We start from the raw sequence: 24006 nt of genomic DNA on the forward strand, positions 1-24006 counted from the left end.
GCACAGCATGACGAACAAAATTATTCTTCAGCTTGAAGCTGAACAAATGAGCAAAGAGATCCCTGCATTCGCAGCGGGTGATACTGTTATTGTTCAAGTTAAAGTACGCGAGGGTGATCGCCAGCGTTTACAGGCCTATGAAGGTGTTGTAATCGGTAAGCGTAACCGTGGCGTTAACAGTGCATTCACTGTTCGTAAAATTTCTAGCGGCGTAGGCGTTGAGCGTACGTTCCAAACTTACAGCCCACTGGTTGACAGTATTACTGTTAAGCGTCGTGGTGATGTTCGTAAAGCGAAACTGTACTACTTGCGTGCCCTTTCTGGTCGTGCAGCACGTATTAAAGAAAAATTGGCACGTTAATTCGTCCAATGCTTCAAAACAAGGCAGCCTACGGGCTGCTTTGTTGTTTCTGGGGTATAAGTTTTATGGCGCAGTGCGCGGGGGCTTTTGATTGGTGTTAACAGGAGAGTGGGGAGTGTGATGTATGCCGTGCTGCGGAGTTGCTGTTTATCCGTCGATGAACCCATCCGGGGTTCAACTCCGGCGCTGCGCCATCCTTGGCTACGCTTGTTCCATCAACCCCGTGATCAGCGGTGTGGTTGGTATCATTTGTATAAGGCCCATCTGAACCTGATAGCGACTAAGTTGATTAGCATGGACGCTGTTAACACGGGGTGGTGTTTTAGCTCTAAATAATGTTGCTCGCCTACAGCTCGCTCGGCTCGAGTCTTCTGTATGCTACGGCTTGTGATATGACTTGTGAGAATTAAGGTGCTTTTAACATGACGACTCCTCCGCAGCCCGATTTAGCAGCGTTGACGCGTTTTTTAGATGCAGCGTGGTTACAGCGCGGGCTGTCTGAGAATACGCGGATGGCTTACCGCAGCGATCTAGAACAGTTTGCCCAATGGCTCTTACTGCGCGAACAACGCTTAGAACAGGTACGGCGCGAGACCTTGCTTGAGTATTTGAGCTGGCGCTTAGCTGCAGGCTATAAAGCGCGTTCCAGCGCACGTTTTTTATCTGGGGCGCGTGGGTTTTACCAATATTTGCTCGAAGAAGGCAGCATCACTGAAAACCCAACCCTGCAGGTCGAGCTGCCACAGATTGGTCGCTCATTACCAGATACCTTATCTGAGGCAGATGTTGAGGCGTTGCTGGCGGCACCTGATGTTGAAGAGGTTTTAGGTTTGCGTGATCGCTGCATGCTCGAAGTTCTTTATGCCTGCGGCCTGCGAGTGACAGAGTTGGTCAGCTTAACCTTGGATCAACTTAACACTCGGCAAGGGGTGATACGGATCATGGGGAAAGGGTCTAAAGAGCGCCTAGTGCCCATGGGCGAGACGGCCTTAGACTGGCTCACGCTTTATTTAAAAGAAGGCCGCGCTGAACTGCTTAGCGCTGGGGCAACTGACGCTTTATTTCCCAGTCAACGTGGTCAGCAGATGACCCGACAAACCTTTTGGCATCGCATTAAACGGCACGCGCAAGTGGCGGGTATTAGCAAACCATTGTCGCCTCACACCTTGCGCCATGCCTTTGCGACACACCTGTTAAATCATGGCGCTGATTTGCGAGTGGTGCAGATGCTGCTGGGTCACAGCGATTTATCCACCACACAAATTTACACTCATGTGGCGCGAGCACGGTTGCAGGCTATTCATAGCGAACATCATCCGCGGGGCTAAGAAAAGCGCGCGGCTAAGAAAAGTAGGAGTTGTAAATCATTAAAAAAGGCCTCGAAGAAGAGGCCTTTTTATTGCGTAGCGCGACAGTGGCGCAGCTGCCACTGGGTTAATAGCTATGCGTGCGCCGATAAAGCTTAGCTGGCGGCTGCGGCGATTTTTTTCAATTCTTCGTCACGCAAAGAACGACGCAAAATTTTACCCACGTTAGTGGTTGGAAGCTCATCGCGGAACTCCACGTGGCGAGCAACTTTATAACCGGTCAAGTTACTGCGCATGTGAGCAATAACCTGCTCTTTAGTCAGGCTCTCACCAGGACGCACGACAATAAACACCTTAATGGCTTCGCCGGTTTTCTCGTCGGGGATACCAATGGCAGCACATTGTAAAACACTCGGCAGGGTGGCCAGAACTTCCTCAATCTCATTTGGATAAACGTTAAAACCAGAGACCAGAATCATATCCTTCTTGCGGTCAACAATGCGGATATAACCATCTTCCTGAATTAAAGCGATATCACCTGTGCGTAACCAACCAGCAGCATCCAAGACTTCTTTAGTGTCTTCTTCGCGCTGCCAGTAGCCTTTCATCACCTGCGGGCCCTTAACGCAAAGCTCGCCAGTTTCGCCGATGGGTAACTCGTTGCCATCTTCGTCAATGATTTTGCATAACGTTGACGCAACAGGAATACCAATGGTGCCCAGTTGGATTTTTTGAATTGGGTTGACCGTCGCCACAGGGCTGGTTTCAGTCATGCCGAAACCTTCGCAAATTTGCGCGCCAGTGATCTGAGTCCAACGCTCAGCTGCGGAAACTTGCAGTGCCATACCGCCAGAGATAGTCATCTTCAACGGTGAGAAGTCTAGATTGCGGAAATTCACATCGTTGCATAGGGCGACAAAAAGCGTATTAAGCCCAACAAAACCAGTGAATTTATGCTTTCTTAGGTCTTTAATCATGCTCGGTAAATCACGTGGATTGGTGATGAGCAAGTTGTTGTTACCGGTAATCATCATCGCCATGCAGTGAAAGGTAAATGCATAAATATGATAGAGCGGTAAAGGTGCAACAATGGTTTCGCTGCCTTCGTCCAGATTTGAAGCCATTATCGCTTGCGCTTGCAGCATGTTGGCAATCAAGTTGCGGTGAGTCAGCATGGCGCCTTTGGCAACCCCAGTAGTGCCGCCGGTATACTGCAGTACAGCCATGTCTTCAGCGTCTGGATTGGCATTACGAGCGGCTTTTTTACTGCCGAGGGCCAAAACATCATTAAGCTTTAAGGCATTCGGGATGTGGAAAGCCGGTACCATCTTTTTAACGTACTTGACCACACTGTTAACGAGTAAACGTTTGAGTGGCGGCAGAAAGTCTGCAACTTCAGTGACAATAACAGTTTTAACACCGGTGTTTGGCACTACAGCTTCGGCCAAGTGGCCCATGTTCGCTAAACAGACCAGAGCTTTAGCGCCAGAGTCATTGAACTGGTGCTCCATTTCGCGCGTGGTGTACAGCGGGTTGGTATTGACTACCACCAAGCCGGCACGGATCGCTCCAAAGACCACGACTGGGTACTGCAACAGGTTAGGCAGTTGTACCGCGATACGGTCACCGGGTTGTAGGTCTGTATAATTTTGCAACCATGCAGCAAAGTCCCCAGATAGCCTGTAAATATCGCCATAGGTGAGCGTTTTGCCCAGATTGGTGAATGCAGGTTTGTCAGCAAAACGCTGGCAGGACTCTTTCAATACCGCTTGAATATTCGGGTATTGATCAGGGTTGATTTCGGTGGGAAGACCTTCAGGGTATTTGTCCTTCCAGAAGTTTTCATTCATGCAAGTCAACTCCTAAGCAACAGCTCATTTTTGCCTTATTGAAAGTGTTTAACAAAAACACACTATAAATAACTCATAAACGCAAAGCAGGGGCAGCCCAGTTCACGCCTCAAATATTCTGAGAAATGTTTATTGTGCTATACGATACCATGTTTAAAAGTCACTGAATTGCGTGCTCTTGTCAATCATTTCACTAAAGGCTTGTTATTAAAGATTATTTTTAGCTTTGCAGCTTTTGTGTCATAGAAACCATTGGAGGTTAGCAGTTTTATAAATACGCGACCAGCACAAAAGTAGGCTTCTTGGTCATGCTTTGGACTAAAGTTTGTTTTTAGTTCTGGTTTTGCTGCTCACTACAGACATAGCTCCCTAATTTATTCGATAGGCACTACAATGACAGCACGCTATCTTTTAGGAGGAAACCTTCATGCAGCATAAGGCATTCTGGTTAACCACTAATGATGCAACCGAACTTTATGTCAATCACTGGGCCAGTGCAGAGCAGCCGCGGGCCATAGTGATGATTGCCCATGGTATGGCCGAGCACAGTCAACGTTATGCACGTTTTGCGAGTGAATTGGCCGCAGCGGGTGTATCGGTGTTTGCGTTGGATCAACGTGGCCATGGCCGCACGGCTGCGCAGGGCACCTTAGGCTATTTTGCCGATGCACAGGGTTGGGACTTAATTGTTCACGACCTCAGCTGTCTCAATCACCATATCCGCGCCAGCTATCCGCATACACCCATTTTCCTCTTAGGGCACAGCATGGGAAGCTATATAGCGTTAGCCTATCTCATGCAGCACAGCTGCAGTATGCAGGGTGCTATTTTGTCGGGATCAAACTACTTTAAAACATCCATGCGTTACCGTGCTGCGATGCTGCTAGCCCGTTTTGAACGTAAACGCTTAGGCGCAAAAGGTCGCAGTGCGCTGCTTGATAAAATGATTTTTATGCCGTATCAGCGCGCAGTTAAAAAACGTCGCACGGATTGGGATTGGCTGAGCCGCGATGCTGAGCAAGTGGATGCTTATATCAATGATCCATTATGCGGATTTACCTGCACCACTCAGTTGTGGCTTGATCTGCTGCGCGGCCTGCAACATATCACCCCAGTGCGCAATATGATTCAAATTGATAACGACTTACCTTTGTTGATTATTGGTGGCGATGCTGATCCCATTAACCGTGGGCACCGTTTGATTGATCTGGCTAATGCGTTGCGCGAGTCAGGCAACCGCGCGGTAGACATTAAATTGTACCGACAGGCACGCCACGAAGTATTGCAAGAAATCAATCATGCCGAAGTGACTGCTGATATTATGCACTGGCTGGACGCAGCCTTAGCAAGCAGACGCCAGATAGCCCCTACACCTTGACTTGGAGAGTTCCATGACGCAAAGCACGAGTATTCCATACAGCAGTTTAGAAGTGGGTCAAACTGCAACTTTCAGCAAGCTAGTGACCGAGCATGACATCATGCTGTTTGCCAGCATGTCCGGTGACCGCAACCCAGTGCACCTGGATGCCGAGTATGCGGCCGGTACCATGTTTAAAGAGCGCATCGCCCATGGCATGTTCAGTGGGGCGCTGATCAGTGCAGCAGTGGCTTGTGAGCTGCCTGGTCCTGGAACTATTTACCTTGGTCAGCAAATGGAGTTTAAGCTGCCGGTCAAATTGGGTGATGAACTGACTGTACAGCTCGAGATTTTAGAAAAGCTGCCCAAGTTTCGTGTGCGAATTGCCACCCGTGTGGTGAACCAGCGCGATGAAGTCGTGGTGGATGGTGAGGCTTTAATTATTGCCCCCCGCAAAGAAGATACTGTGCAGTTGGCTGAAGTGCCGCGTTTTGTTGCTCAGTAATGTTCGACTACAGGCTCGCCGAGGCTAGCTCGTACGAAAAAGCGTTACAACAGCCAATAGTAATGGTGGGTAACGCTTTGTGCGCTTGGCTTCTTAGGTAGGGCAGCGCAACGTCTTGCGCAGCTCAGTAACGCTTATGGCTCATGGAATTACAGCGAGGATTGTGCGGCGCGGTGGGCTGTGAGCAAGGCCTGCATACTTTGCAGTACGGCATTTAAGCCATTGCTGCGCGAAGGGGATAGCTGGCGACTTAAACCAAGCTGGTTAAACCAATCGACAATATCCACTGCGCTGATTTGCTCAGGGCTGAGCCCATCAATACGCAATAATACTAATGCCAGCAATCCGCGCAGCAAGCGAGCCTCACTGGCAACTTGAAAGCGCACCGGTGTGCTGGCACTGTCTAGCTGCAGCCAGACTCGGGTTTCACAACCGTGCACAAGATGCTCTGGCAGTCGCTGCGACTCCGGTAGCTCATCCAATTGCGCACCTTTTTGCAATAATAAGCGCGCGCGCTGCTCCCATTGCTGACAGGCTTGAAATTCATCCACAGCCTGTTGCGCGGCAGAGCTTAAAGCGCTCATTGTAGAATCTCCAAAGCTTGATCGAGCGCGCTAAAAAAGCGCTGCAGATCCTCACCATTGTTATACATAGCCAATGACACCCGCAGCGCCCCAGGCAGACCCAAACTTTGCAGTAAAGGCATTGCGCAGTGGTGGCCGGCGCGCACTGCCACACCTTGCTCACCGAGTAATGCTGCTAAATCAGCATGATGCACTTGTGGTGCATTAAAACTGACTAGAGCACAGTTTGGTGCGCCGATAATATCCATGCCACGCTCTTGTAAGCCTGCGAGCAAGGCCTTGTGTAAAGCTGTTTCGTGGTTGGCAATGGCATGGCTATCTAAGCTTTGCAGCCATGTCAAAGTAGCGGCAAAGGCAATAATATTAGCAGTGCTGGGTGTGCCCGGCTCAAAGCCTAAAGGCGCAGGCAGGAACTCCGCGTGTTGGTAATCACAGTGGCGCACCATTTCACCGCCAAATTGCCAGTGACGTAAGGCGGCTAGCGCTCGTTCGCGGACAAAAAGCACACCCACCCCGTCTGGGCCGTAGAGCTTATGTGCGGAACAAACAAAAAAATCGCAATCCAATTGCTGCAGGTTAGGGCGCGCATGGACTGCTGCTTGAGCACCGTCAATCACTGTCCAGACACCGGCTTGGCGGGCAGCGCTGAGTAGCTTGGCGACGGACTGCCTATGGCCCACCACATTAGACAGGGTGCTTAGGGCAAGAATCCGGCTGCGGCTGGATAACTGTGCAATGGCCTGCTCAATATCTAAGTGGCCATTGGCATCCATTGGTAAAATTTTTAAGGTTAAGCCGCGAGCTAAAGCCAACTGTTGCCAAGGCAGTAGATTGGCATGGTGCTCGTAGGCGCTAATCAGAATTTCATCGCCGCTGTGCAGGTTGTGCGCTAAAGCTTGGCTAAGTAGATTGAGGCCTTCAGTGCTGCCCTTGGTGAAAATCACCGCATCCTCAGTACCAGCGTGCAGCCAACTGGCAATGCTGCTGCGTGCCGCTTCAAAGGCGCGGGTCGCGCGTTCACCGGGCTGGTGCTGTGCGCGGTGCACATTGGCCACACCGTGCTGATAATAATCACTGAGCGCGGTTATCATGGCGAGTGGCTTTTGTGCGGTGGCAGCGCTGTCGAGCCAAACCTGCTGTTGTTCAGCAAAAGCTAAAATACCGGGGAAAAACTGACGCCAAGGTGAGGGCAGAAACATTACGAGATGAGCCTCTCCAAAGGAAGAATAGAAACAATATAGATGCTGCTGAGTCACAGGCCGCTTGGCTGCTGCCTGTGACTATCCATCTTATGGTGCTTTGCTAATGCACTCCACCGCACCTGTTTCAGGGTTGCGGTAAAAGGAGAGGTCATCTTGCAGGGCCAGCTCGCTGGCGAGCACTGTTTTTACCAGCTGCTTGGCATTGTCTAAAACCGTCACTGAGGTGTCGCCGGTGAGCCAGAGGCCGGCTTCAACTGTATTGCGGTTGCCCAGTGAGATTCCAACGCCTGCGTGGCTATTGATAACGCAGTGATGGCCGACACTGATCAGTGGCTGGCTGGCGGTACTGGCCATGGAACAGCCACCCTGTAGGGTTGAGTCAGCACCGATTAACACCCCAGAGGCGATACAGCCATCAATGGTACTAGCACCTTGAGTACCAGCATTAAAGTTGATCGAGCCTTCGTGCAATACCACGGTACCCTCGCCGACGTAGGCGCCCAAGCGTACCCGCGCCGCATCAGCAATATGAATGCCTTTGGGCACAACGTAATCGGTCAGTTTAGGTAGTTTATCCACTGAGAACACATCGAGCATGCGGCCTTTAATGCGCTCTTCTAGCTGCAGCTCAGCGACTTCATTGATATCAATTGCCCCGCGATTCGTCCAGGCCACATTGGGCAGGACATTGAACAAATCAGTTAGGTTGATTTCATGGGGCTTACATAGGCGGTGTGAAATCAATTGCAACTTGAGGTAAGCCTCTGGTACAGAAACGGGCTTGGCGTCGTGCTCTAAAATACAGGCCACAGTCGGTTTATGGCTTTCTGCTAAGCGCACCAATAATGCGCTTTGTTCAGGGGCAATGTATTTCAAAGCGGTGGCTAAATTGGACGCTACAGCAAAGTTGAAGTCAATGATTTGGTTGCCGCCGTTGTAGCCTAAAATAGCTTTAATGCGGTCAATAAACACTGCGCTTGGGCGCAACAAAGGGCGAGGAAACAATACCTCTAGCCACTGTTTGTCACGATTACGAGTGCCAACACCAAAGGCGATACTAAACATAGATTGCGACATATAAGTTCCTTGTACGAGAGGCTAATCAACGCCTTTCTAAGTATGCGGGCTAGGTGTTAAACGCGCTTTGATACAGCTCAGGCTTAAAGCCCACGAGGGTGCGCTCACCTAAGTCTAAAACTGGGCGCTTAATCATTGACGGCTGTGCCAGCATTAAAGTGATGGCTTTGGCTTGATCGAGATCGGCTTTGCTGGCGTCATCGAGTTTGCGAAAGGTAGTGCCGGCACGATTCAGAATTTTTTCCCAGCCATGCTCATTACACCATTGCTCTAAATGCGCTTGATCAATGCCAGCGCTTTTATAGTCGTGGAACACATAGGTTTTACCTTGTTGATCCAGCCAAGTGCGGGCTTTTTTCATGGTGTCACAGGCCTTAATGCCATATAAGGTTAAGTCGCTCATAAAACCTCCGTAATAGCGTTTAATTAATGGCTAAGCTGACGCGATAGACAATGGAGCCAAACATGCACAGCATACCAAACATCAATAAGGCAATTCCCCAGGAGCGCTCACGCCAGTTGTAACCAAAGGCGAGACAAAACAGGCCGATGGTGATTAAGGTGGTCATGACGTTAAGTGGATTATCCATACAATTCCTTACTAATAAGCATTCGATAAATGGGTCACAGTGCCACTGGCACCGGTCGATAATTGTGCAATCATACTTTCTTGCAAGGCGTGGCACAGGTCTGGGTCAGATAGCGGTAGGCCGTCTGCATCAGTAATAAAAAATACGTCTTCAATGCGCTCGCCTAGGGTAATAATTTTTGCTTTAACGAGGGATAAATTAAACTCAACAAAAATTCCGGCAATACGCGCCAATAAACCAGGCCGATCTGGGGCAATCACCTCAACAATAGTATAGGGGCGTTGCGCATCATTATGGATGGTGATTTGTGGAGTAAAAGAAAAGTGCTTAAGTTGGCGTGGCACACGGCGCTGAATAATAGCTGGGAAGTTCTCAGGGTTGCGCAGGGCCGTGGTTAAACCTGTACGGATTTCTTGAATACGTTCAGGATCATCACCAATACGATCGCCCTCAGCATCTAAGACAATATAGGTTTCGATGCTGAAGTGTCCTTTTGAGGTCATGATTCGTGCGTCTAAGGTGCTGAGGTTGAGCTGATCAAGGGTGGTCACGGTCACCGCAAAAAAGTCGTGGCGCTGCACACCATAAACAAAGATTTGCGTGCCACCGTCATATTCGCGCTGCGTGGTTTCGCGTACTAACACCAATGGCTCTAGGCTATCGCCGTGCTGCAAAATAGCTTCAGTGTGCCAAACAATATCGCCAGCACTGTGGCGGACAAAGTAGTCATCGCCCAATTGGCTCCAGAGTTGCTCCACTGCTTGCGGCGCGACACCGTCCTCGGTTAACAGGCTTAAGGCGGTGGCTTGGCGTGTGCTAATTTGCTCTTCACGCTCCAGTGGGTTTTCAAGACCGCGGCGCAAGGCACGGCGGGTTTCACTGTAGAGCTGGCGCAAGAGTTGTGCGCGCCACGAGTTCCAAAGCGTTGGATTGGTGGCGTTAATATCAGCGACTGTGAGCACGTATAAATAGTCCAAGCGCACTTGATCGCCAACCAATAAAGCAAAGTTGTGGATCTCTTCAGGGTCAGAAATATCTTTACGCTGGGCGGTGACTGACATCACTAAGTGGTTGCGTACCAGCCAAGTGATTAAGCGGGTATCTGCTTTGGGCAGCTGATGCAGCTTACCGAACTCTTCAGCAATATCTGCGCCCAGCAACGAGTGATTGCCGCCGCGGCCTTTACCGATATCATGAAAAAGCCCCGCCAAGTAAATCAGCTCGGGCTTAGGTAGGCGGCCAATCACAGCGCTGGCCAGCGAGTACTTTTCAGCAAAATCCGGATGGCGTAATTTACGCAGGTGTTTAATCAGATTTAAAGTGTGCGCATCCACTGTGTAAATATGAAATAAGTCATGCTGCATCTGCCCAACAATACGGCCAAACTCAGGCAGGTAACGGCCTAAAATACCGTAGCGGCTCATGCGCCGTAGGTTCATATGGACACCTTCTGTGCAGCGAAACAGCTCTAAAAATAGATTAATATTGCGCTCGTCGTGGCGAAACGCATCATCAATCAGATGCCGATGATCGCGCAGCATGCGAATGGTTTGCGAGCGTACCCCTTTGATTTCAGGGTGTTGTGCCAGCAGCACAAAAATTTCCAAAATAGCCGAGGGCGTATCGCTGAACACATAAGGGTTGCAGGCTTCAATATAGCCACCGCGAATCCGGAAACGCTCATTGAGGGGCGTGGGCAGCTCGGTGCTGTCAGCCCGTAAAATTGTCTCTTCAAAATACTGGCTGATTAAGTCAGACAGCTGCGAAATACCCATGATTATGCGGTAGTACTTCTGCATAAAGTGTTCAATGGCAGGCCGATTGTCATCATCGCTATAGCCAAACATGTGGGCGATTTTATGCTGGTAATCCAGCAGCAAGCGGTCTTCATTGCGTCCGGCGAGCATGTGCAGGGCGTAACGCACCTGCCATAAAAAAGCGCGGGCTTGCGAGAGTAAACGGTATTCGCCGGCAGTAAGAAATCCTGGCGCTTCTAAACTGCTTAAGGTGCGCATACCAAAGCGCCGACGGGCCACCCACATAATAGTTTGCAGATCACGCAAACCGCCAGGCGAGCTTTTAACATTGGGTTCAAGATTGTACTCGGTGTCATTGTATTTGGTATGGCGCTCGCGCTGCTCAGCGCGCTTGCCTAAGAAAAACTGCTCACTGGGCCACATGTGTTGCGGGCCAATGAGTTCGCGCATCGCTACTAACAACTCGTTAGGACCAAGCACTAAACGGCTTTCGAGCAAGTTGGTGATGACGGAAAGATCGCCGCTGGCTTCGTCTGCGCATTGCTGCACAGTGCGAACGCTGTGACCCACTTCCAAACCAATATCCCAGAGGAAGGTTAAGAAAGCAGAAATGCCCGCGTGCAGGTGCTCATGTTGCTCATGCTCGAGCAAAATAAGCAGATCAATATCAGAGTAAGGGTGTAGCTCGCCACGACCATAACCGCCCACCGCCACTAAGGCTATATTGCAGGTGCCCGGCAGCCAATTTTGCGCGTGCCAAGCTTGCTCGAGCAATTGGTCAATAAACCAAGCGCGGGCATGCACAACGTCGTGAATATCGTGCTGGTCAAGAAAGCGCTGATCAAGCACCATACGCGCATGCTCAATCGCACTGCGAAACGTGGCTAAGCTGTTGCTGTCTGCAGCAAGTTGCTGCTCAAATGCAGCGGCATCAAAAAGTTCAGGATCCGTAGGCAACAGCATTGAGCACCTCGCAAGTGATAGCGATTATGTCGCGTAAAGAGGGCCGCTTATCTAGCAAGTTAGATAAGCGGCCACTGATGCAGCTTAGCGCTTAAGAGGACTTAGCAGGGAAAGTTTCATCATTACGCAAGGTGAAAATTTCATAACCATCGGCGGTAACCGCTAGGGTGTGTTCCCATTGCGCGGTGAGCTTGCGGTCTTTAGTAATCGCCGTCCAGCCGTCACCAAGCAAGCGCGTCTCTTTTTTACCTAGGTTGATCATGGGCTCAATGGTAAAGGTCATACCTTCCTTAAGCTCCAAGCCGGTTCCGGCTTTACCGTAGTGTAAAACTTGTGGCTCTTCGTGGAATACCGTGCCAATCCCATGACCGCAGTATTCACGTACCACCGAGTAGCCGTGACTTTCAGCATGCTTTTGGATCACTTCACCAATGTCACCTAAACGTGTGCCAGGGCGCACCAGTTCGATACCTTTATAGAGGCATTCCTGGGTCACACGGCATAAGCGCTGCGCCCACTCGGACGTAGTGCCGACTAAAAACATTTTACTGGTGTCGCCAAAGTAACCGTCTTTAATTACGGTGATATCAATATTGATGATATCGCCATCTTTTAGAGGTTTATCGTTGGGGATACCGTGGCACACCACATGGTTAATGGAGGTGCAAATGGATTTAGGGAAGCCATTGTAATTGAGTGGTGCAGGGATGGCTTTTTGTACATTGACAATATAGTCATGACAGATGGTGTTGAGTTCGTCAGTGGTCACGCCCACTTGCACGTGCTCTTCAATCATCTCCAACACTTCAGCAGCCAAACGGCCAGCAATGCGCATTTTGGCAATATCGTCAGGAGTCTTAATAGAAACGGTCATGCAATCCTCTAAGCGCTGATTGCGCAGATTTAAACAATAGAAGCGGTGATTCTAGCAGAAATCAACAAATCTGTGGGCGCTACAAGGGCGTGGCGTTTTCTTTAGAGCGGTTACGCATCAGGCTGCGTAGGGCAAAACGGTTGGGGTGGCAGTGCTGGGCCAGAGCTAAGGGTAACGGCAAAGGCTCAGCGCAGATCCACGCGGCAACAAGCTCCGCTGCCAGTGGCGCACTGAGCAAGCCGCGCGAGCCGTGGGCAGTGTTGATATACAAACCATTGTGCCAAGGGCAGGGCTGGGTTAGCGGCAAGCGTGCATCTTTGCGCAGGTCAGCATAGGTCTGCATAAATTCGGCATCTTGCGCCACAGGGCCGATAAGTGGCAGGTAGTCGATGCTGGTACAGCGAAAAGCCGCATGGCCCTTGAGGTTGGTCACAGCAATTGCGTCAGTTGCCCAGTGCAGGGAAAAAGAGGGGGCTAGCGCCTGCAGTAAGGCTAAGTTACTGTGGTGCTCGGCTAAGGTGGCTGCTTGGCTGTTTTCAGCAAAATTAAAACTGGCCCCAATGGTGTGCATGGCCTTGCGGGCAGGCGCAATATAGCCATCGGCGCAGACCACGCAATTAATGGCTTGACTGGCGCCGGTAGCCGGTAGCTGTGTGGTTTGCCCGCGCACTTTACTCAGGGCTAAATGCTGGGTTTGGCTAAATTGGGTCACATTGGCGGCGTTGCACAGCACCACCACTGGCGCGCTGGCAATTAAGCCGTCTTCGGTATGCACCTGCCATTGCCCTGCTGTGTGCTGCAAAGTCATCGCCTGCTGGCTGTTTTTTATGCTGACCAGTGGGTGTTGACTGAGGGCATGGCAGAGCGCTGGTGGATGTATCCAGCCGGCTTCTGGATAAAATAAACCGCCCTTGTCTAAAGCTACACCGGCAAGCTGGCTGGCCTCTGTTGCGTCCACTGCGCGAAGTAGCGATGGGGGGAAATGCGCCGCTAGGGTATCCAGACGCTTTTGTTCTTTGGGATTAAAACCCAGTTGCAAAACACCGCAAATATCCCAGTCGCTCGGATGTAGTCTTGCTGCTGGAGGATAGACGCTTGCTTGCGAGTTGTAAGCTTCGAGCAAACGGCGGGTATAGCCAAAGCCTGAGAGAATAAATTGCGATAGCGCCGTGCCGTGGGCGGAGAGTTTTAAGTACAAAATACCTTGGGCGTTGCCGGAAGCTTCTGGCGCGATTGTTGTGTGTTGTTCGAGCACAGTAACGCGCCAACCGCGGGCGGCGAGGCTGGCCGCGCTGGCGCAACCTGCAATGCCGGCACCAATTACAATGGCGTGACGCTGCTCGCCAGTGAGTTGAGTCGGTGCTGGTCTGGCAAACCACGGCGCAGTTTTTTTATCGGCGCTGCTGTCTGTGGCATTGGCTTGAAAGAGTCCCGCAAGCATTTCGCGCTTACGACCAAATCCAGGTACGCGTTGCATGGCAAAACCTGCGGCCAGTAAACCGCGGCGCACAAAACCGGCACTGGTGAATGTGGCTAGGGTGGTGCTGCTGGTGGCCAGTCGTGCCAGTTGAGCAAACACCTGCTCATTCCACATCTCTGGGTTTTTCGAGGGAGCAAAGCCGTCGAGAAACCATGCGTCAATCTTACCGTCCAGCTGTTCTAACATCGGCAAAACATCGCCAATTAGCAGGGTCAGGCTGATACGGCCTTGGCCCAGTAGCAAGTGCTGGAAACCAGAGTGAATCGCCACATACTGTTGCAATAGCTGTTCACGCAGCTCGCTGAGTTGTGGCCACAAAGCTAGAGCTTGCATTAAGTCATCACGCTCGAGTGGGTACTTTTCCACACTGATAAATTGTAGGCGCGCATCGGCTGGAGCATGGGCTAAAAAACACTGCCAAGCACAGAGGAAATTCAAGCCAGTGCCAAAGCCTGTTTCAGCAATCACAAAGGTTTCACCGGTGCGCAGAGCCGCAAAGCGTTCGGGTAAATGATTGTGCTGAATAAAAACATGCTGTGACTCAGCTAGGCCCGAGGCTTTAGAAAAATACACATCATCGAATTGACTGGACAGCGGTTGCCCTTGCTCGTCCCAATTTAACTGTGCGTGATCAAACTCTGCCATTGCTGTGCCTTTTACGATTGAAGAAATGTGTAAAGAGAGTTGTGGAGATAATTACGCTGGAGAGTCGGTCGGCATGCTTTTTGCAGAACTTGTCTTAGTACAGTTGAGATGACTGTTTTTTGACGTTTACAGTTGAGTGCCAGCCATGACCGCTTCGTTAACGACCCAGCAGAGTTCATTACCTTCAGTTGCCGATGATGCGCCGGCGGTGGCCGAGCTACAAACACAACTTGAGCAGTTTACCCGCTTGAGTGAGCAGTTTGCAGGCTCTTTGCAATCCATGCAGACGCGTTATGCCCAAGTGCAGGATGAATTGGCTCAGGTCAGCGCCCAGCGCTTACAGGAATTGGCTGAAAAAGAACGTTTAGCTCAACGCTTGCAACAGATTTTAGATGTGTTGCCCGGTGCTGTGGTGATTGTGGATGGCCAAGGCTTAATTAAAGAAGCCAATCCTGCCGCCACCAGCTTGCTCGGCGTGCCTTTAGTGGGCGAGTTGTGGCGAGAGGTGATTGTGCAGTGTTTTGTCTATCGCGCTGATGATGGCCATGAAGTGTCGCTGCACAATGGACGGCGGGTTTCCATTGCGTTGCAGGCTTTGCCAGATGAGCCCGGCCAATTGATTATGCTCACTGATATGACTGACACACGGCGCTTGCAAGCGGAGCTGGCGCAGCACGAGCGGCTGTCTGCGCTAGGCAAGATGACTGCGGCCTTAGCCCATCAGATTCGCACACCTTTGTCTGCTGCCATGTTGTATGCCAGTCACCTTAGCGAAAACAGTTTAAGCCCTGAGTTACAACAGCGTTTTGCTGGGCGTTTGCAAGATCGCTTGCATGAGCTGGAGCGCCAAGTGCGCGACATGCTGTTATTTGCCCGCGGACCTTTGCCTCGAGAGCAGCGCAGCAGTGTTGCGCAACTGTGGCAGGCATTACAGGAGGCTGCGCAGATGCATTTGCGTGAACACCATGTGCGTTGGCAATGTGATGTGCCCAATGCTGGGCAGCTTGGTGTGCTGTGTAATCAGGATGTGTTATTGGGCGCTTTATTAAACTTGCTGCATAACAGTGCGCAAGCCGCTACGCAGCCTGTGGCTATAAAGGTGCATGCCTATGTGCGTGGCAACTTGCTGCGCATAGTGGTCACCGATAACGGTGAGGGCATGAGCGCTGAACTCTTAGAGCAGGTGCAAGAATCATTTTTTACCCGTAAAAGCAGCGGCACCGGCTTGGGGTTAATGGTTGTACGAGCGGTAGCAGAAGCCCACCAAGGACGTTTTGTCTTGCGCTCGAAAGTCGGCCGTGGCACTTCGGCGTTAGTGGAGTTGCCTTTGTTGGCTGATTTTTATGCAGCTGCACAAACAGAGGCGCATGCTAAGTCTGCCGCTGCTGGAGGTGAGTTATGACAGTTCGGATTTTACTGGTTGAAGATGATCGTGCACTGCGTGAAGCCCTTGAAGACAGCTTGGCACTCAGTGGTTATCGCTGTGTGGCCGTCGCCGATGCCGAACACGCATTGCGTGCGCTCAATAAGCAGGTTTTTAGTCTGATGCTCAGTGATATCAATATGCCTGGCATGGATGGTCAGGATTTGCTGCGTGAGGTCAACGCTCGAGTGCCGGGCATGCCCGTGGTGTTAATGACGGCTTACGGTGATGTGCAAGGCGCAGTGCAAGCCATGCGTGAAGGCGCGGTGGATTATTTGCTCAAGCCCTTTACCGCGAAAGCCTTGCAGCGGGTGCTAGAACGTTATGCGGTGGGCTTGGTTTCGGCAGAGGATCAGCCCATTGCTGAGGATGTTGCCAGTCAGCAGTTGTTAGCCTTGGCCGCGCGGGTGGCGCAAAGTGATTCTACGGTCTTGCTAACTGGTGAGTCCGGTACCGGCAAAGAAGTGCTGGCGCGCTACCTGCATCAACAGTCGCCACGCAGACAAAAGCCCTTTGTGGCGATTAACTGTGCGGCCATTCCAGAAAATATGCTGGAAGCTACTTTGTTTGGCCATGAACGTGGTGCTTTTACAGGAGCAGTGACTGCCCGCGCCGGTAAGTTTGAAGAGGCCAATGGTGGCACTTTATTGCTGGATGAAATCTCTGAAATACCTCTGGCATTGCAAGCTAAGTTGCTGCGGGTTTTGCAGGAGCGTGAAGTTGAACGGGTGGGTGGCCGTCAGCTTATTGAGCTGGATGTGCGGGTGATAGCCACCAGTAACCGTGATTTACCTGCTGCCGTGGCCGCCGGTGAATTTCGTGAAGATTTATTTTATCGCGTGGCGGTATTTCCATTGGCGTGGTTGCCGCTGCGCGAACGGGTGGCCGATATCGTGCCATTAGCTCGGCGTTTGCTGGCAGTGCACGCAGCCAAGCAAGGGCGCAATGGTGTGCGTTTTGCTCCGTGTGCGCAGCAAGCATTGCTGGATTATGCTTGGCCGGGCAATGTCCGTGAATTGGATAACGTGGTGCAACGAGCGCTGATTTTGCAAGCAGGCGAGGTGTTGTCTGCGGATGATTTAGGCTTGTATGGTTTTACCCAGTTAGCCTCTGCAACTGCGCCTACTTCGGCTGCAACTGTTACTGAGCAACAAGTGCCGCCGCTTGCGCCTGGCGCAGCCACTGCGGGTAATATTGCTGCCTCGGTACCGAACGGGGCAGGGGTTGCTGTTACTGATGAAGAAAAGCAAGTAGCTGTTGCCAGCGGTGAGGCTTTACCGGTCTCAGGTGCTGAGCTAGAAGATGATGTGCGTCGCCATGAGTTTCGTTTGATTGCCCAAGCCTTGCAGGCCGAACAAGGCCGCCGCGAGCGCACTGCCCAACGACTGGGAATAAGCCCGCGCACACTGCGTTATAAACTGGCGCAAATGCGAGAGCTGGCAGAGTTTAGAGCTTTATTGGAAGGCTAGCGCTGTCTGTGGCGGCAGTGACAATGTGCAAGACTTCCTGCAGCGCTGCAACTGGGTTTATTTGCTACACTGCGCGGATATTTCCAATCCAAACAATGAGCCGTTTATGTTGCAAGACGATACAGACAGTGTGGCTAAAAGTATTGCCGATGCTTTAGCGCAGCGTATTATCTGTGGCGAGCTGCAGGGTGGCTTTGCGTTGCGCGAGGTTGCCATTGCTGAGCAGTATCAAGTCAGCCGCAGTTCCGTGCGTGAAGCACTGCTGTTATTGCAGCGCAGTTACCTCGTCGATATTTATCCGCGACGTGGTGCACAAGTACGCATACTTACTGCACAAAATGTGCAAGATCTGTATGACTTAAGCACCGAGTTATATATATTGCTGGGCACTTTGTTGGCGCAGCGTTGGCAAACGCCAGGGCAGTTGTTGCCGTTTGTAGAACTGCGGCGCGCCATGCAGCAAAGCGTACAAAACAATGCTACAGAGAAGTTTATACAACACTGCTTTGCGGTCATTGAAGTCGCCGCCCCAGTTGTTGATAACCCGTATTTACAGCAGGCCTTAGCCAATATAGTGCCGGCAGTGAGCCGTACTTATTATTCAGCTTTCAAGCAGCGGAGTACTGAAATGGCGCAATTTACGCGTATTTTTGATCAGCTATTGGTCGCTGTGCAGGGACGTCAAGTGGATGATATTCGTGTTTTGGTCAAATCTTATGCGCAAAAAAACTGCCATTTAATCCTCAGTGCTCTACCTGAGGCTTGCTGATTTATGCGTCTGAAATGCATCCGTTTAGCGGGTTTTAAATCCTTTGTTGATCCAACGACTGCCAGCTTTCCCAGCAATATGACTGCGGTGGTGGGGCCTAACGGCTGTGGTAAGTCCAATATTATTGATGCAGTGCGCTGGGTGCTGGGTGAAAGCTCGGCGAAAAACCTGCGCGGCGAGTCGATGACTGATGTGATCTTCAATGGCTCCAATACCCGCAAGCCGGTGGCGCAAGCCAGCATTGAACTGGTGTTTGATAACAGCGACGGCAGCTTGCTGGGTGAATATGCCAGTTACGCAGAAATTTCCATTCGCCGCCGCGTCACCCGTGAAGCGCAAAGTACCTATTATTTAAACGGGGTTAAATGTCGGCGCCGTGATATTACTGATATTTTCCTCGGTACCGGTCTTGGCCCGCGCAGTTATGCCATTGTTGAACAGGGCATGATTTCGCGCTTGGTGGAAGCACGCCCCGATGATCTGCGTATCTTTATTGAAGAAGCTGCTGGTATTTCCAAATACAAAGAGCGCCGCCGCGAAACGGAAAACCGTATTCGCCGTACCCAAGAAAACCTTGAGCGCTTGCTGGATTTGCGTGAAGAGTTGGGGCGACAAATCGAGCGTTTACAACGCCAAGCCAGTGCTGCAGAAAAGTACCAAGAATACAAAGCTGAAGAACATCACTTAAGTGCACAACTCACCGCACTGCGCTGGCAGCAACTCAATGGCCAAGCCGGTGAACATGAAAGGCTGATTCGCGAATTAGAAACAGCGCTAGAAGCCTGCATTGCCGAGCAGCGCCAAGCCGATGCCAAGATTGAACTGCTGCGTGATGGCCATCACGATTTGTCGGAGACCTTTAACCGTGTGCAAGGGCGTTTTTATGCCATAGGTGCAGATATTGCCCGCCATGAGCAAAGTATCCAGCATGCCCAGCAACGCTTAGCCCAGTTGCAAGACGATTTGCGCGAAGCGGAGCGAGCACGCCTGGAAACGGAAAGCCACTTAGCCAGTGATCGTGAACTATTGGCCCGTTTGACCGATGAATTACAGGTCCTCACCGAGCAGCAAGCCGAAGCTGAGTTGAATGAGGAATGCTCAGCAGCGGCCTTTTTACAGGCCGAAGAAGCCATGCACGATTGGCAAGAGCGCTGGAACATATCCACCGAGCAGAGTGCGCAGCCCCGCAGTGCCGCCGGTGTGCAGCGAGCGCGGATTGATCAGTTAGAAGACAGCAGCCAGCGCTTAATCAGCCGCGAGCAGCGCTTGCGCGATGAGCAGCACAGCCTGCAAGACGACCCGCAAGCGGAGTCTCTAGAAGAGCTGCAGGACCGCGTGGATGAAGCGCAAGCCCATTTAGACGAATTATCGGCCACCCAGCAATTACAAACGGCGCAGCTAGAAGATACCCAAGCGCACTTGAACGAGAAAAACCAACAGCAACAACAGCTGCAAGGCCAATTACAACGCCTGCAGGGGCGTATTTCGGCTTTAGAAGCGCTGCAACAAGCAGCGCTCAATCCTGACCAGGGCGTACAGGAGTGGCTGGAGCAGCAGCAATTACAACAGCAGCCACGCGTGCTGGACGGTTTAAAAGTTGCAGCGGGCTGGGAGTTGGCTGTGGAAACGGTACTGGCCGCTGACTTGCAAGCGGTGCAGGTGGACAGCTGGACTGATCTGGATGTAAGCAGTTTAAACAGCGGGCACTTGCGTTTAGTTAGCAACAGCGCAGGCGTTGCGCCGGTAAAAAACAGTTTGCTCAGTAAAGTGGTGTCAGCCGCGTTGGATGTGTCGCCCTGGCTGGCGCAGGTGTATGCCGTGCACACTTTGGATGAAGCATTGCAGCTGCGCCCACAGCTAAACAGCGGTGAAAGCGTGGTCAGTCAGGATGGCTATTGGTTGGCGGCGCACTTTCTTACTGTGCAGCGCGGGGATGAGCAAGGCAGCGGCGTGCTGGCCCGTGCGCAAGAATTGGACGCTTTATTATTAAGCGTCGCCGAGCTGGAAGAGCAGCAATTGCACTTAGAAGAACAACTGCAAGCGCTGCAGCACACACGGCAAACCGTGCAAGAGCAGAGCGAACAATTACGCCGAGATGAGCAGAGCGCACATCGAACCTTAAGTGAATTAAAAAGCCAGCTCGCAGCCAAAGTTGCGCGGGTTGAACAGCTGCAATTACGCCGCAGCGCCATCGCTGCCGAACTGGAAGAAGTGACAGAACAACAACAGTTTGAAGGCGAACAGATCGGCGAAGCGCGGCTGTTATTGCAAGATGCACTGGATGCCATGGCCAACGCCGAACAGCAACAACAACAGCTGCAAGCCGAGCAAGGGCAGTTGCGCAGTCAGTTTGAACAGTTACGCCAGCAGGCGCGGCAGGATAAAAACACTCAGCATCAGCTGGCGCTGCGCATCAGCACCTTGACCACTCAGCAGCGCTCAACTGAACAAGCCCTGCAGCGTTTAGAGCAACAGTGCGCGCAGGCCAATCAGCGCCGTGAACAGCTGAACTTAAACCTTGAGGAAGGTGAGTCACCGATTGATGAGTTGCGTGCGCAGTTGGAGGAATTACTGCACACACGTTTAGCCATTGACGATGAATTGCGCGCCGCGCGCACCGCCCTAGAAGAAGCTGACACGCAGATGCGTGAGGCAGAGAAACTGCGCAGCCAAGCCGAACAGCGAGCGCAGGGCGTGCGCGAACAGTTGGAACAACAGCGCCTCACTTTGCAGACCTTAACGGTGCAAAAAGAGACCTTTAACCAGCAATTACAAGCGGTGCAGCTGGATGTGCATCAGTTACTCGAACACTTACCGGCAGGTGCGCAGATCAGTGTTTGGGAGCAGCAATTGAGCGCGGTGGCCACACGTATTGAGCGTTTGGGCGCGATTAACCTTGCTGCCATTGACGAGTACCGCCAGCAATCGGAGCGTAAAACCTACTTAGATGCGCAAAACGATGATCTGGTGGAGGCTTTGGATACGCTGGAAAACGTGATCCGTAAAATCGATCGCGAAACCCGTAACCGCTTTAAAGAAACCTTTGATCTGATCAATAGCGGTTTACAAGAGCTGTTCCCGAAAGTCTTTGGCGGCGGTCACGCCAGTTTAGAAATGACCGGCGATGACTTGCTCAGCACCGGTGTGGCGATTATGGCGCGGCCACCGGGTAAGAAAAACAGCACCATTCATTTACTCTCCGGCGGCGAAAAAGCCCTGACGGCACTGGCGTTAGTGTTTGCCATCTTCCAGCTCAATCCCGCACCTTTTTGCATGCTCGATGAAGTCGACGCGCCACTGGATGACGCCAACGTGGTGCGTTACTCACGTTTGGTTAAAGAAATGTCGGAGAAAGTGCAGTTTATTTACATCACCCACAACAAAATCGCCATGGAAATGGCCGACCAGTTACTGGGCGTCACTATGCACGAACCTGGCTGCTCACGCTTGGTAACGGTGAATGTGGAAGAAGCCGCCGCGCTGGCGGAGAGTTAAGTGATAGCGAGTATCCAGCTTGAAAATAAGCGACATGCATGAGTAGCAGTTAAAGGAATAGCTGTATTTTACAGCTAAAGACTTCAATGTTTAGAGGTTTATATTGATGTAAGAGTGTTGGCTCGAGCGGTAAATTGGGCATGTGCCCCACCAGGCGTAAGCTGGTGGGAACCTTATTGCGTTAAAGCAACGCTCTTTCTACCCAGTCAAGCCGATCCTGCCCAAAGAACATTTCGCTCGCTACGAAACAAGTGGGTGCGCCAAAAACACCTCGGGAAACGGCTTCCTCTGTGGTTTTTTTGAGTTGTTCCTTCACCTCCGGAGTATTACTGAGTTCCAGTACTTCGACTGGGTCAAATCCTGCATCAGTTAGCACTTGCGAGACAACCTCTAGATCGTTCAAGTTTTTCTTGTCCACCCAAAGCGCAGTGAAAATCGCGGTGAGGTAATCCCCAAAGCGTGGACTCTGTAGATAGCCTGTGGCTCCGCGCATCAGTTGCAGGGTATTGATCGGAAAGTGCGGATTGAATTCGAACTTAACGTCATACTTTTTTGCAAAGCGCATAAGGTCGATTGCTGTGTAGCGTCCTTTGGCGGGGATTGTGATCGGGGACTGGTTGCCAGTCGCTTTGAACACGCCGCCTAGTAATATGGGCTTCCAGTTGATACTGGCGTTGTTTCGTTCTGCGAGAGTAGGCAACTGTGTCCAGGCAAGGTAGCTGGCAGGACTGCCTACGTCGAAATATACGTCGATGGTTTTGTTCATGGTTTTGTCCTTGTCAGAAAGTTTCTATCCAGGGGCGTAAATCCAGTTCGTGGGTCCACGCGTCTCGCGGCTGACAATGGATTTGCCAGTATTGCTCGGCGATATGCTCGGGGTTCAGGATACCGTCTTGTTCCTTTCGGGCATACATGTCTGGGAAGTTTTCACGGATAAAGTCAGTATCAATCGCACCGTCAATAATGGGGTGAGCAACGTGTATACCTTTGGGGCCGAGCTCTCTGGCCATGCTCTGTGCTAGGGCGCGCAGCGCGAACTTTGCTCCTGAAAATGCGCAGAAGCCGCTGCTTCCGCGAAGTGATGCGGTGGCACCGGTGAATATAATGGTGCCTCTGTTGCGCGGTAGCATGGCCTTGGCCGCTTCACGACCGGTCAAGAAACCGGCTAGTGCGGCCATTTCCCAAACTTTTCTGTACACACGTTCGGTGGTCTCAGTAATGGAAAAACGGACGTTGGCGCCGATATTGAAGACTACAACTTCGATGTCTCCGATCTGATCCTCTACGTGCTTGAATAGCTCGATCATCGCTTTCTCGTCACGGGCATCGCAACCAAATCCGTGAACTTGCCCGCCTTCTGCCTGAATGATTTCTACCAGTGGGGCTAGAGCTTCCAGGCGTCTGCGGATGACCACGGTGACGTAACCTTCTCGAGAAAATCGTCGAGCAATTGCCCCACCGGTCGCATCGCCAGCGCCGATAATAACCGCTACACGTGGTCTTTTTTTGGATTCTTTCATACCTTTCTCCTGAGTTCTATTTTGGAGCTTGTGTAGAGTTGGTTCCTTTTTAGAACCTGTCAAGCTGTTCTTACAGGAATGTCTAGGAGTGTGTGATTTATGCGCTGGGATGAATTGGATAAGCAGCCATGTTCGTTGGCTAGAACGATATCGGTGGTAGGAGATAGGTGGACGTTAGTGATCCTGCGTGATTGCTTTTTGGGCATACGGCGTTTCGATGCCCTTGAGAAAAGCTTGGGAATTACCCGGCATGTATTGGCTGACCGCCTCAAGAAGCTGGTTGATAGCGGTGTTCTGTACAAAACGCCGTATCAACAGAAACCTATACGGGAAGAGTATCGGCTAACAGAGAAAGGACTGGAGCTGCACCCAGTTATCTTGGCTTTGGTACATTGGGGTGATAAGCACATGGTCGATGAACGCGGCGCCCCAATAGTTCACGTGCATAAAAAATGCGGCCAAGTCATGCAGCCTGTTACTGTATGCTCCTGTTGTAAAGAGCCGGTGACCGCAAAAGATATTCGTGTTGAAGTTGGTTGCGGGTGGCAGGATCTGGCTAAAGAGCTACTCCCTTAATTAGTGTGTTTTCAACCACATAGGGCGAGTTTAAAAGCGCGTGGCAGTGCAGTGTTAGTGTAATGATTGGTTGTGCGTAAATTACTTGCAGAGTTGGTAAAGAGCATCTATTTAAAACTACATGAGTTAAAATACGCACCTTTTTTGAGGCTCGTAGCAGTCTAGATAAGTCTTAAAATTATGTTTACTCCTTGTTTTTACC

The 24006-nt window shown here is 51.3% G+C and carries 20 protein-coding genes; 9 read left to right on the forward strand and 11 right to left on the reverse strand.

Features of this window, described 5'->3' with window-relative positions; translation table 11 throughout:
- Nucleotides 1-7: 7 nt before the first annotated feature.
- The gene (gene rplS, locus O6P33_RS05625; RefSeq protein ID WP_269819226.1) at nt 8-361 is read left to right on the forward strand and encodes a 50S ribosomal protein L19; all 354 of its coding nucleotides are present in this window, start codon (nt 8-10) and stop codon (nt 359-361) included.
- A 422-nt stretch (nt 362-783) separates the two neighbouring features.
- Nucleotides 784-1689, forward strand: a complete 906-nt coding sequence (gene xerD, locus O6P33_RS05630; RefSeq protein ID WP_269819227.1) for a site-specific tyrosine recombinase XerD — start codon at nt 784-786, stop codon at nt 1687-1689.
- Between the two features lie 134 nt (nt 1690-1823).
- Here xerD and fadD1 read toward each other — a convergent pair whose 3' ends face one another.
- On the reverse strand, nt 1824-3518 hold the full coding sequence (gene fadD1, locus O6P33_RS05635; RefSeq protein WP_269819228.1) for a long-chain-fatty-acid--CoA ligase FadD1: 1695 nt from the start codon (nt 3516-3518) through the stop codon (nt 1824-1826).
- 427 nt (nt 3519-3945) lie between these two features.
- Between fadD1 and O6P33_RS05640 the strand changes: the two genes are divergently transcribed.
- Both O6P33_RS05640 and O6P33_RS05645 read left to right on the forward strand, forming a co-directional pair.
- Nucleotides 3946-4896 carry an alpha/beta hydrolase gene (locus O6P33_RS05640; RefSeq protein WP_269819229.1) on the forward strand — a complete coding sequence of 317 codons (951 nt, stop codon included), beginning with the start codon at nt 3946-3948 and terminating at the stop codon, nt 4894-4896.
- A gap of 13 nt (nt 4897-4909) precedes the next feature.
- Nucleotides 4910-5380, forward strand: a complete 471-nt coding sequence (locus O6P33_RS05645; protein ID WP_269819230.1) for a MaoC family dehydratase — start codon at nt 4910-4912, stop codon at nt 5378-5380.
- A 149-nt stretch (nt 5381-5529) separates the two neighbouring features.
- Here O6P33_RS05645 and O6P33_RS05650 read toward each other — a convergent pair whose 3' ends face one another.
- From O6P33_RS05650 to mnmC, 8 genes are all read right to left on the reverse strand, one after another.
- Complete coding sequence (locus tag O6P33_RS05650) at nt 5530-5964, reverse strand: SufE family protein (protein ID WP_269819231.1); 435 nt, start codon at nt 5962-5964, stop codon at nt 5530-5532.
- Complete coding sequence (locus tag O6P33_RS05655) at nt 5961-7163, reverse strand: aminotransferase class V-fold PLP-dependent enzyme (RefSeq protein ID WP_269819232.1); 1203 nt, start codon at nt 7161-7163, stop codon at nt 5961-5963. The genes O6P33_RS05650 and O6P33_RS05655 overlap by 4 nt, the downstream gene beginning before the upstream one ends.
- A gap of 90 nt (nt 7164-7253) precedes the next feature.
- Nucleotides 7254-8243 (reverse strand): 2,3,4,5-tetrahydropyridine-2,6-dicarboxylate N-succinyltransferase, encoded by a 990-nt coding sequence (locus O6P33_RS05660; protein ID WP_269819233.1) that lies wholly within the window; start codon nt 8241-8243, stop codon nt 7254-7256.
- 49 nt (nt 8244-8292) lie between these two features.
- A complete protein-coding gene (locus O6P33_RS05665) occupies nt 8293-8646 on the reverse strand; it encodes an ArsC family reductase (RefSeq protein ID WP_269819234.1) in 354 nt (117 codons plus the stop codon).
- A gap of 19 nt (nt 8647-8665) precedes the next feature.
- Nucleotides 8666-8833 carry a hypothetical protein gene (locus O6P33_RS05670; protein ID WP_269819235.1) on the reverse strand — a complete coding sequence of 56 codons (168 nt, stop codon included), beginning with the start codon at nt 8831-8833 and terminating at the stop codon, nt 8666-8668.
- Between the two features lie 11 nt (nt 8834-8844).
- Entirely contained in the window at nt 8845-11553 is a 2709-nt protein-coding gene (locus O6P33_RS05675; protein WP_420094967.1) for a [protein-PII] uridylyltransferase, read from the reverse strand.
- A 91-nt stretch (nt 11554-11644) separates the two neighbouring features.
- The gene (gene map / locus O6P33_RS05680) at nt 11645-12427 is read right to left on the reverse strand and encodes a type I methionyl aminopeptidase (protein WP_269819236.1); all 783 of its coding nucleotides are present in this window, start codon (nt 12425-12427) and stop codon (nt 11645-11647) included.
- A gap of 79 nt (nt 12428-12506) precedes the next feature.
- Entirely contained in the window at nt 12507-14552 is a 2046-nt protein-coding gene (gene mnmC, locus O6P33_RS05685; protein WP_269819237.1) for a bifunctional tRNA (5-methylaminomethyl-2-thiouridine)(34)-methyltransferase MnmD/FAD-dependent 5-carboxymethylaminomethyl-2-thiouridine(34) oxidoreductase MnmC, read from the reverse strand.
- A gap of 145 nt (nt 14553-14697) precedes the next feature.
- Between mnmC and O6P33_RS05690 the strand changes: the two genes are divergently transcribed.
- The 4 genes from O6P33_RS05690 (at nt 14698) to smc (ending at nt 21708) form a co-directional block, all read left to right on the forward strand.
- Nucleotides 14698-15954 (forward strand): ATP-binding protein, encoded by a 1257-nt coding sequence (locus O6P33_RS05690; RefSeq protein ID WP_269819238.1) that lies wholly within the window; start codon nt 14698-14700, stop codon nt 15952-15954.
- Nucleotides 15951-17444 carry a sigma-54-dependent transcriptional regulator gene (locus tag O6P33_RS05695; protein WP_269819239.1) on the forward strand — a complete coding sequence of 498 codons (1494 nt, stop codon included), beginning with the start codon at nt 15951-15953 and terminating at the stop codon, nt 17442-17444. Before O6P33_RS05690 ends, O6P33_RS05695 begins: the two co-directional genes overlap by 4 nt.
- A 106-nt stretch (nt 17445-17550) precedes the next feature.
- The gene (locus tag O6P33_RS05700; protein WP_269819240.1) at nt 17551-18213 is read left to right on the forward strand and encodes a GntR family transcriptional regulator; all 663 of its coding nucleotides are present in this window, start codon (nt 17551-17553) and stop codon (nt 18211-18213) included.
- Nucleotides 18214-18216: 3 nt separating this feature from the next.
- Nucleotides 18217-21708: a chromosome segregation protein SMC gene (gene smc, locus O6P33_RS05705; RefSeq protein WP_269819241.1), complete on the forward strand. Its 3492-nt coding sequence runs from the start codon at nt 18217-18219 to the stop codon at nt 21706-21708.
- Nucleotides 21709-21889: 181 nt separating this feature from the next.
- On the opposite strand, the gene O6P33_RS05710 is transcribed toward smc, so the two are convergent.
- Nucleotides 21890-22474, reverse strand: a complete 585-nt coding sequence (locus tag O6P33_RS05710) for a 2-hydroxychromene-2-carboxylate isomerase (protein ID WP_269819242.1) — start codon at nt 22472-22474, stop codon at nt 21890-21892.
- A gap of 13 nt (nt 22475-22487) precedes the next feature.
- Nucleotides 22488-23228, reverse strand: a complete 741-nt coding sequence (locus O6P33_RS05715) for an SDR family oxidoreductase (protein WP_269819243.1) — start codon at nt 23226-23228, stop codon at nt 22488-22490.
- A gap of 99 nt (nt 23229-23327) precedes the next feature.
- Between O6P33_RS05715 and O6P33_RS05720 the strand changes: the two genes are divergently transcribed.
- Nucleotides 23328-23804 carry a winged helix-turn-helix transcriptional regulator gene (locus tag O6P33_RS05720; protein ID WP_269819244.1) on the forward strand — a complete coding sequence of 159 codons (477 nt, stop codon included), beginning with the start codon at nt 23328-23330 and terminating at the stop codon, nt 23802-23804.
- Nucleotides 23805-24006 lie beyond the last annotated feature (202 nt).

It is taken from the genome of Denitrificimonas caeni (assembly GCF_027498055.1).
In the GTDB taxonomy this organism is placed as follows: Bacteria; Pseudomonadota; Gammaproteobacteria; order Pseudomonadales; family Pseudomonadaceae; genus Denitrificimonas.

Excerpts from the sequence above, each read along its gene's own strand:
- mnmC (WP_269819237.1), bottom strand. The coding sequence starts at position 14,552 with ATGGCAGAGTTTGATCACGCACAGTTAAATTGGGACGAGCAAGGGCAA.
- O6P33_RS05655 (WP_269819232.1), bottom strand. The coding sequence starts at position 7,163 with ATGTTTCTGCCCTCACCTTGGCGTCAGTTTTTCCCCGGTATTTTAGCT.
- map (WP_269819236.1), bottom strand. The coding sequence starts at position 12,427 with ATGACCGTTTCTATTAAGACTCCTGACGATATTGCCAAAATGCGCATT.
- O6P33_RS05650 (WP_269819231.1), bottom strand. The coding sequence starts at position 5,964 with ATGAGCGCTTTAAGCTCTGCCGCGCAACAGGCTGTGGATGAATTTCAA.
- O6P33_RS05645 (WP_269819230.1), top strand. The coding sequence starts at position 4,910 with ATGACGCAAAGCACGAGTATTCCATACAGCAGTTTAGAAGTGGGTCAA.
- O6P33_RS05715 (WP_269819243.1), bottom strand. The coding sequence starts at position 23,228 with ATGAAAGAATCCAAAAAAAGACCACGTGTAGCGGTTATTATCGGCGCT.
- O6P33_RS05690 (WP_269819238.1), top strand. The coding sequence starts at position 14,698 with ATGACCGCTTCGTTAACGACCCAGCAGAGTTCATTACCTTCAGTTGCC.
- O6P33_RS05700 (WP_269819240.1), top strand. The coding sequence starts at position 17,551 with ATGTTGCAAGACGATACAGACAGTGTGGCTAAAAGTATTGCCGATGCT.
- O6P33_RS05670 (WP_269819235.1), bottom strand. The coding sequence starts at position 8,833 with ATGGATAATCCACTTAACGTCATGACCACCTTAATCACCATCGGCCTG.
- O6P33_RS05695 (WP_269819239.1), top strand. The coding sequence starts at position 15,951 with ATGACAGTTCGGATTTTACTGGTTGAAGATGATCGTGCACTGCGTGAA.
- xerD (WP_269819227.1), top strand. The coding sequence starts at position 784 with ATGACGACTCCTCCGCAGCCCGATTTAGCAGCGTTGACGCGTTTTTTA.
- O6P33_RS05640 (WP_269819229.1), top strand. The coding sequence starts at position 3,946 with ATGCAGCATAAGGCATTCTGGTTAACCACTAATGATGCAACCGAACTT.
- O6P33_RS05675 (WP_420094967.1), bottom strand. The coding sequence starts at position 11,553 with ATGCTGTTGCCTACGGATCCTGAACTTTTTGATGCCGCTGCATTTGAG.
- O6P33_RS05665 (WP_269819234.1), bottom strand. The coding sequence starts at position 8,646 with ATGAGCGACTTAACCTTATATGGCATTAAGGCCTGTGACACCATGAAA.
- rplS (WP_269819226.1), top strand. The coding sequence starts at position 8 with ATGACGAACAAAATTATTCTTCAGCTTGAAGCTGAACAAATGAGCAAA.
- O6P33_RS05720 (WP_269819244.1), top strand. The coding sequence starts at position 23,328 with ATGCGCTGGGATGAATTGGATAAGCAGCCATGTTCGTTGGCTAGAACG.
- smc (WP_269819241.1), top strand. The coding sequence starts at position 18,217 with ATGCGTCTGAAATGCATCCGTTTAGCGGGTTTTAAATCCTTTGTTGAT.
- O6P33_RS05660 (WP_269819233.1), bottom strand. The coding sequence starts at position 8,243 with ATGTCGCAATCTATGTTTAGTATCGCCTTTGGTGTTGGCACTCGTAAT.
- fadD1 (WP_269819228.1), bottom strand. The coding sequence starts at position 3,518 with ATGAATGAAAACTTCTGGAAGGACAAATACCCTGAAGGTCTTCCCACC.
- O6P33_RS05710 (WP_269819242.1), bottom strand. The coding sequence starts at position 22,474 with ATGAACAAAACCATCGACGTATATTTCGACGTAGGCAGTCCTGCCAGC.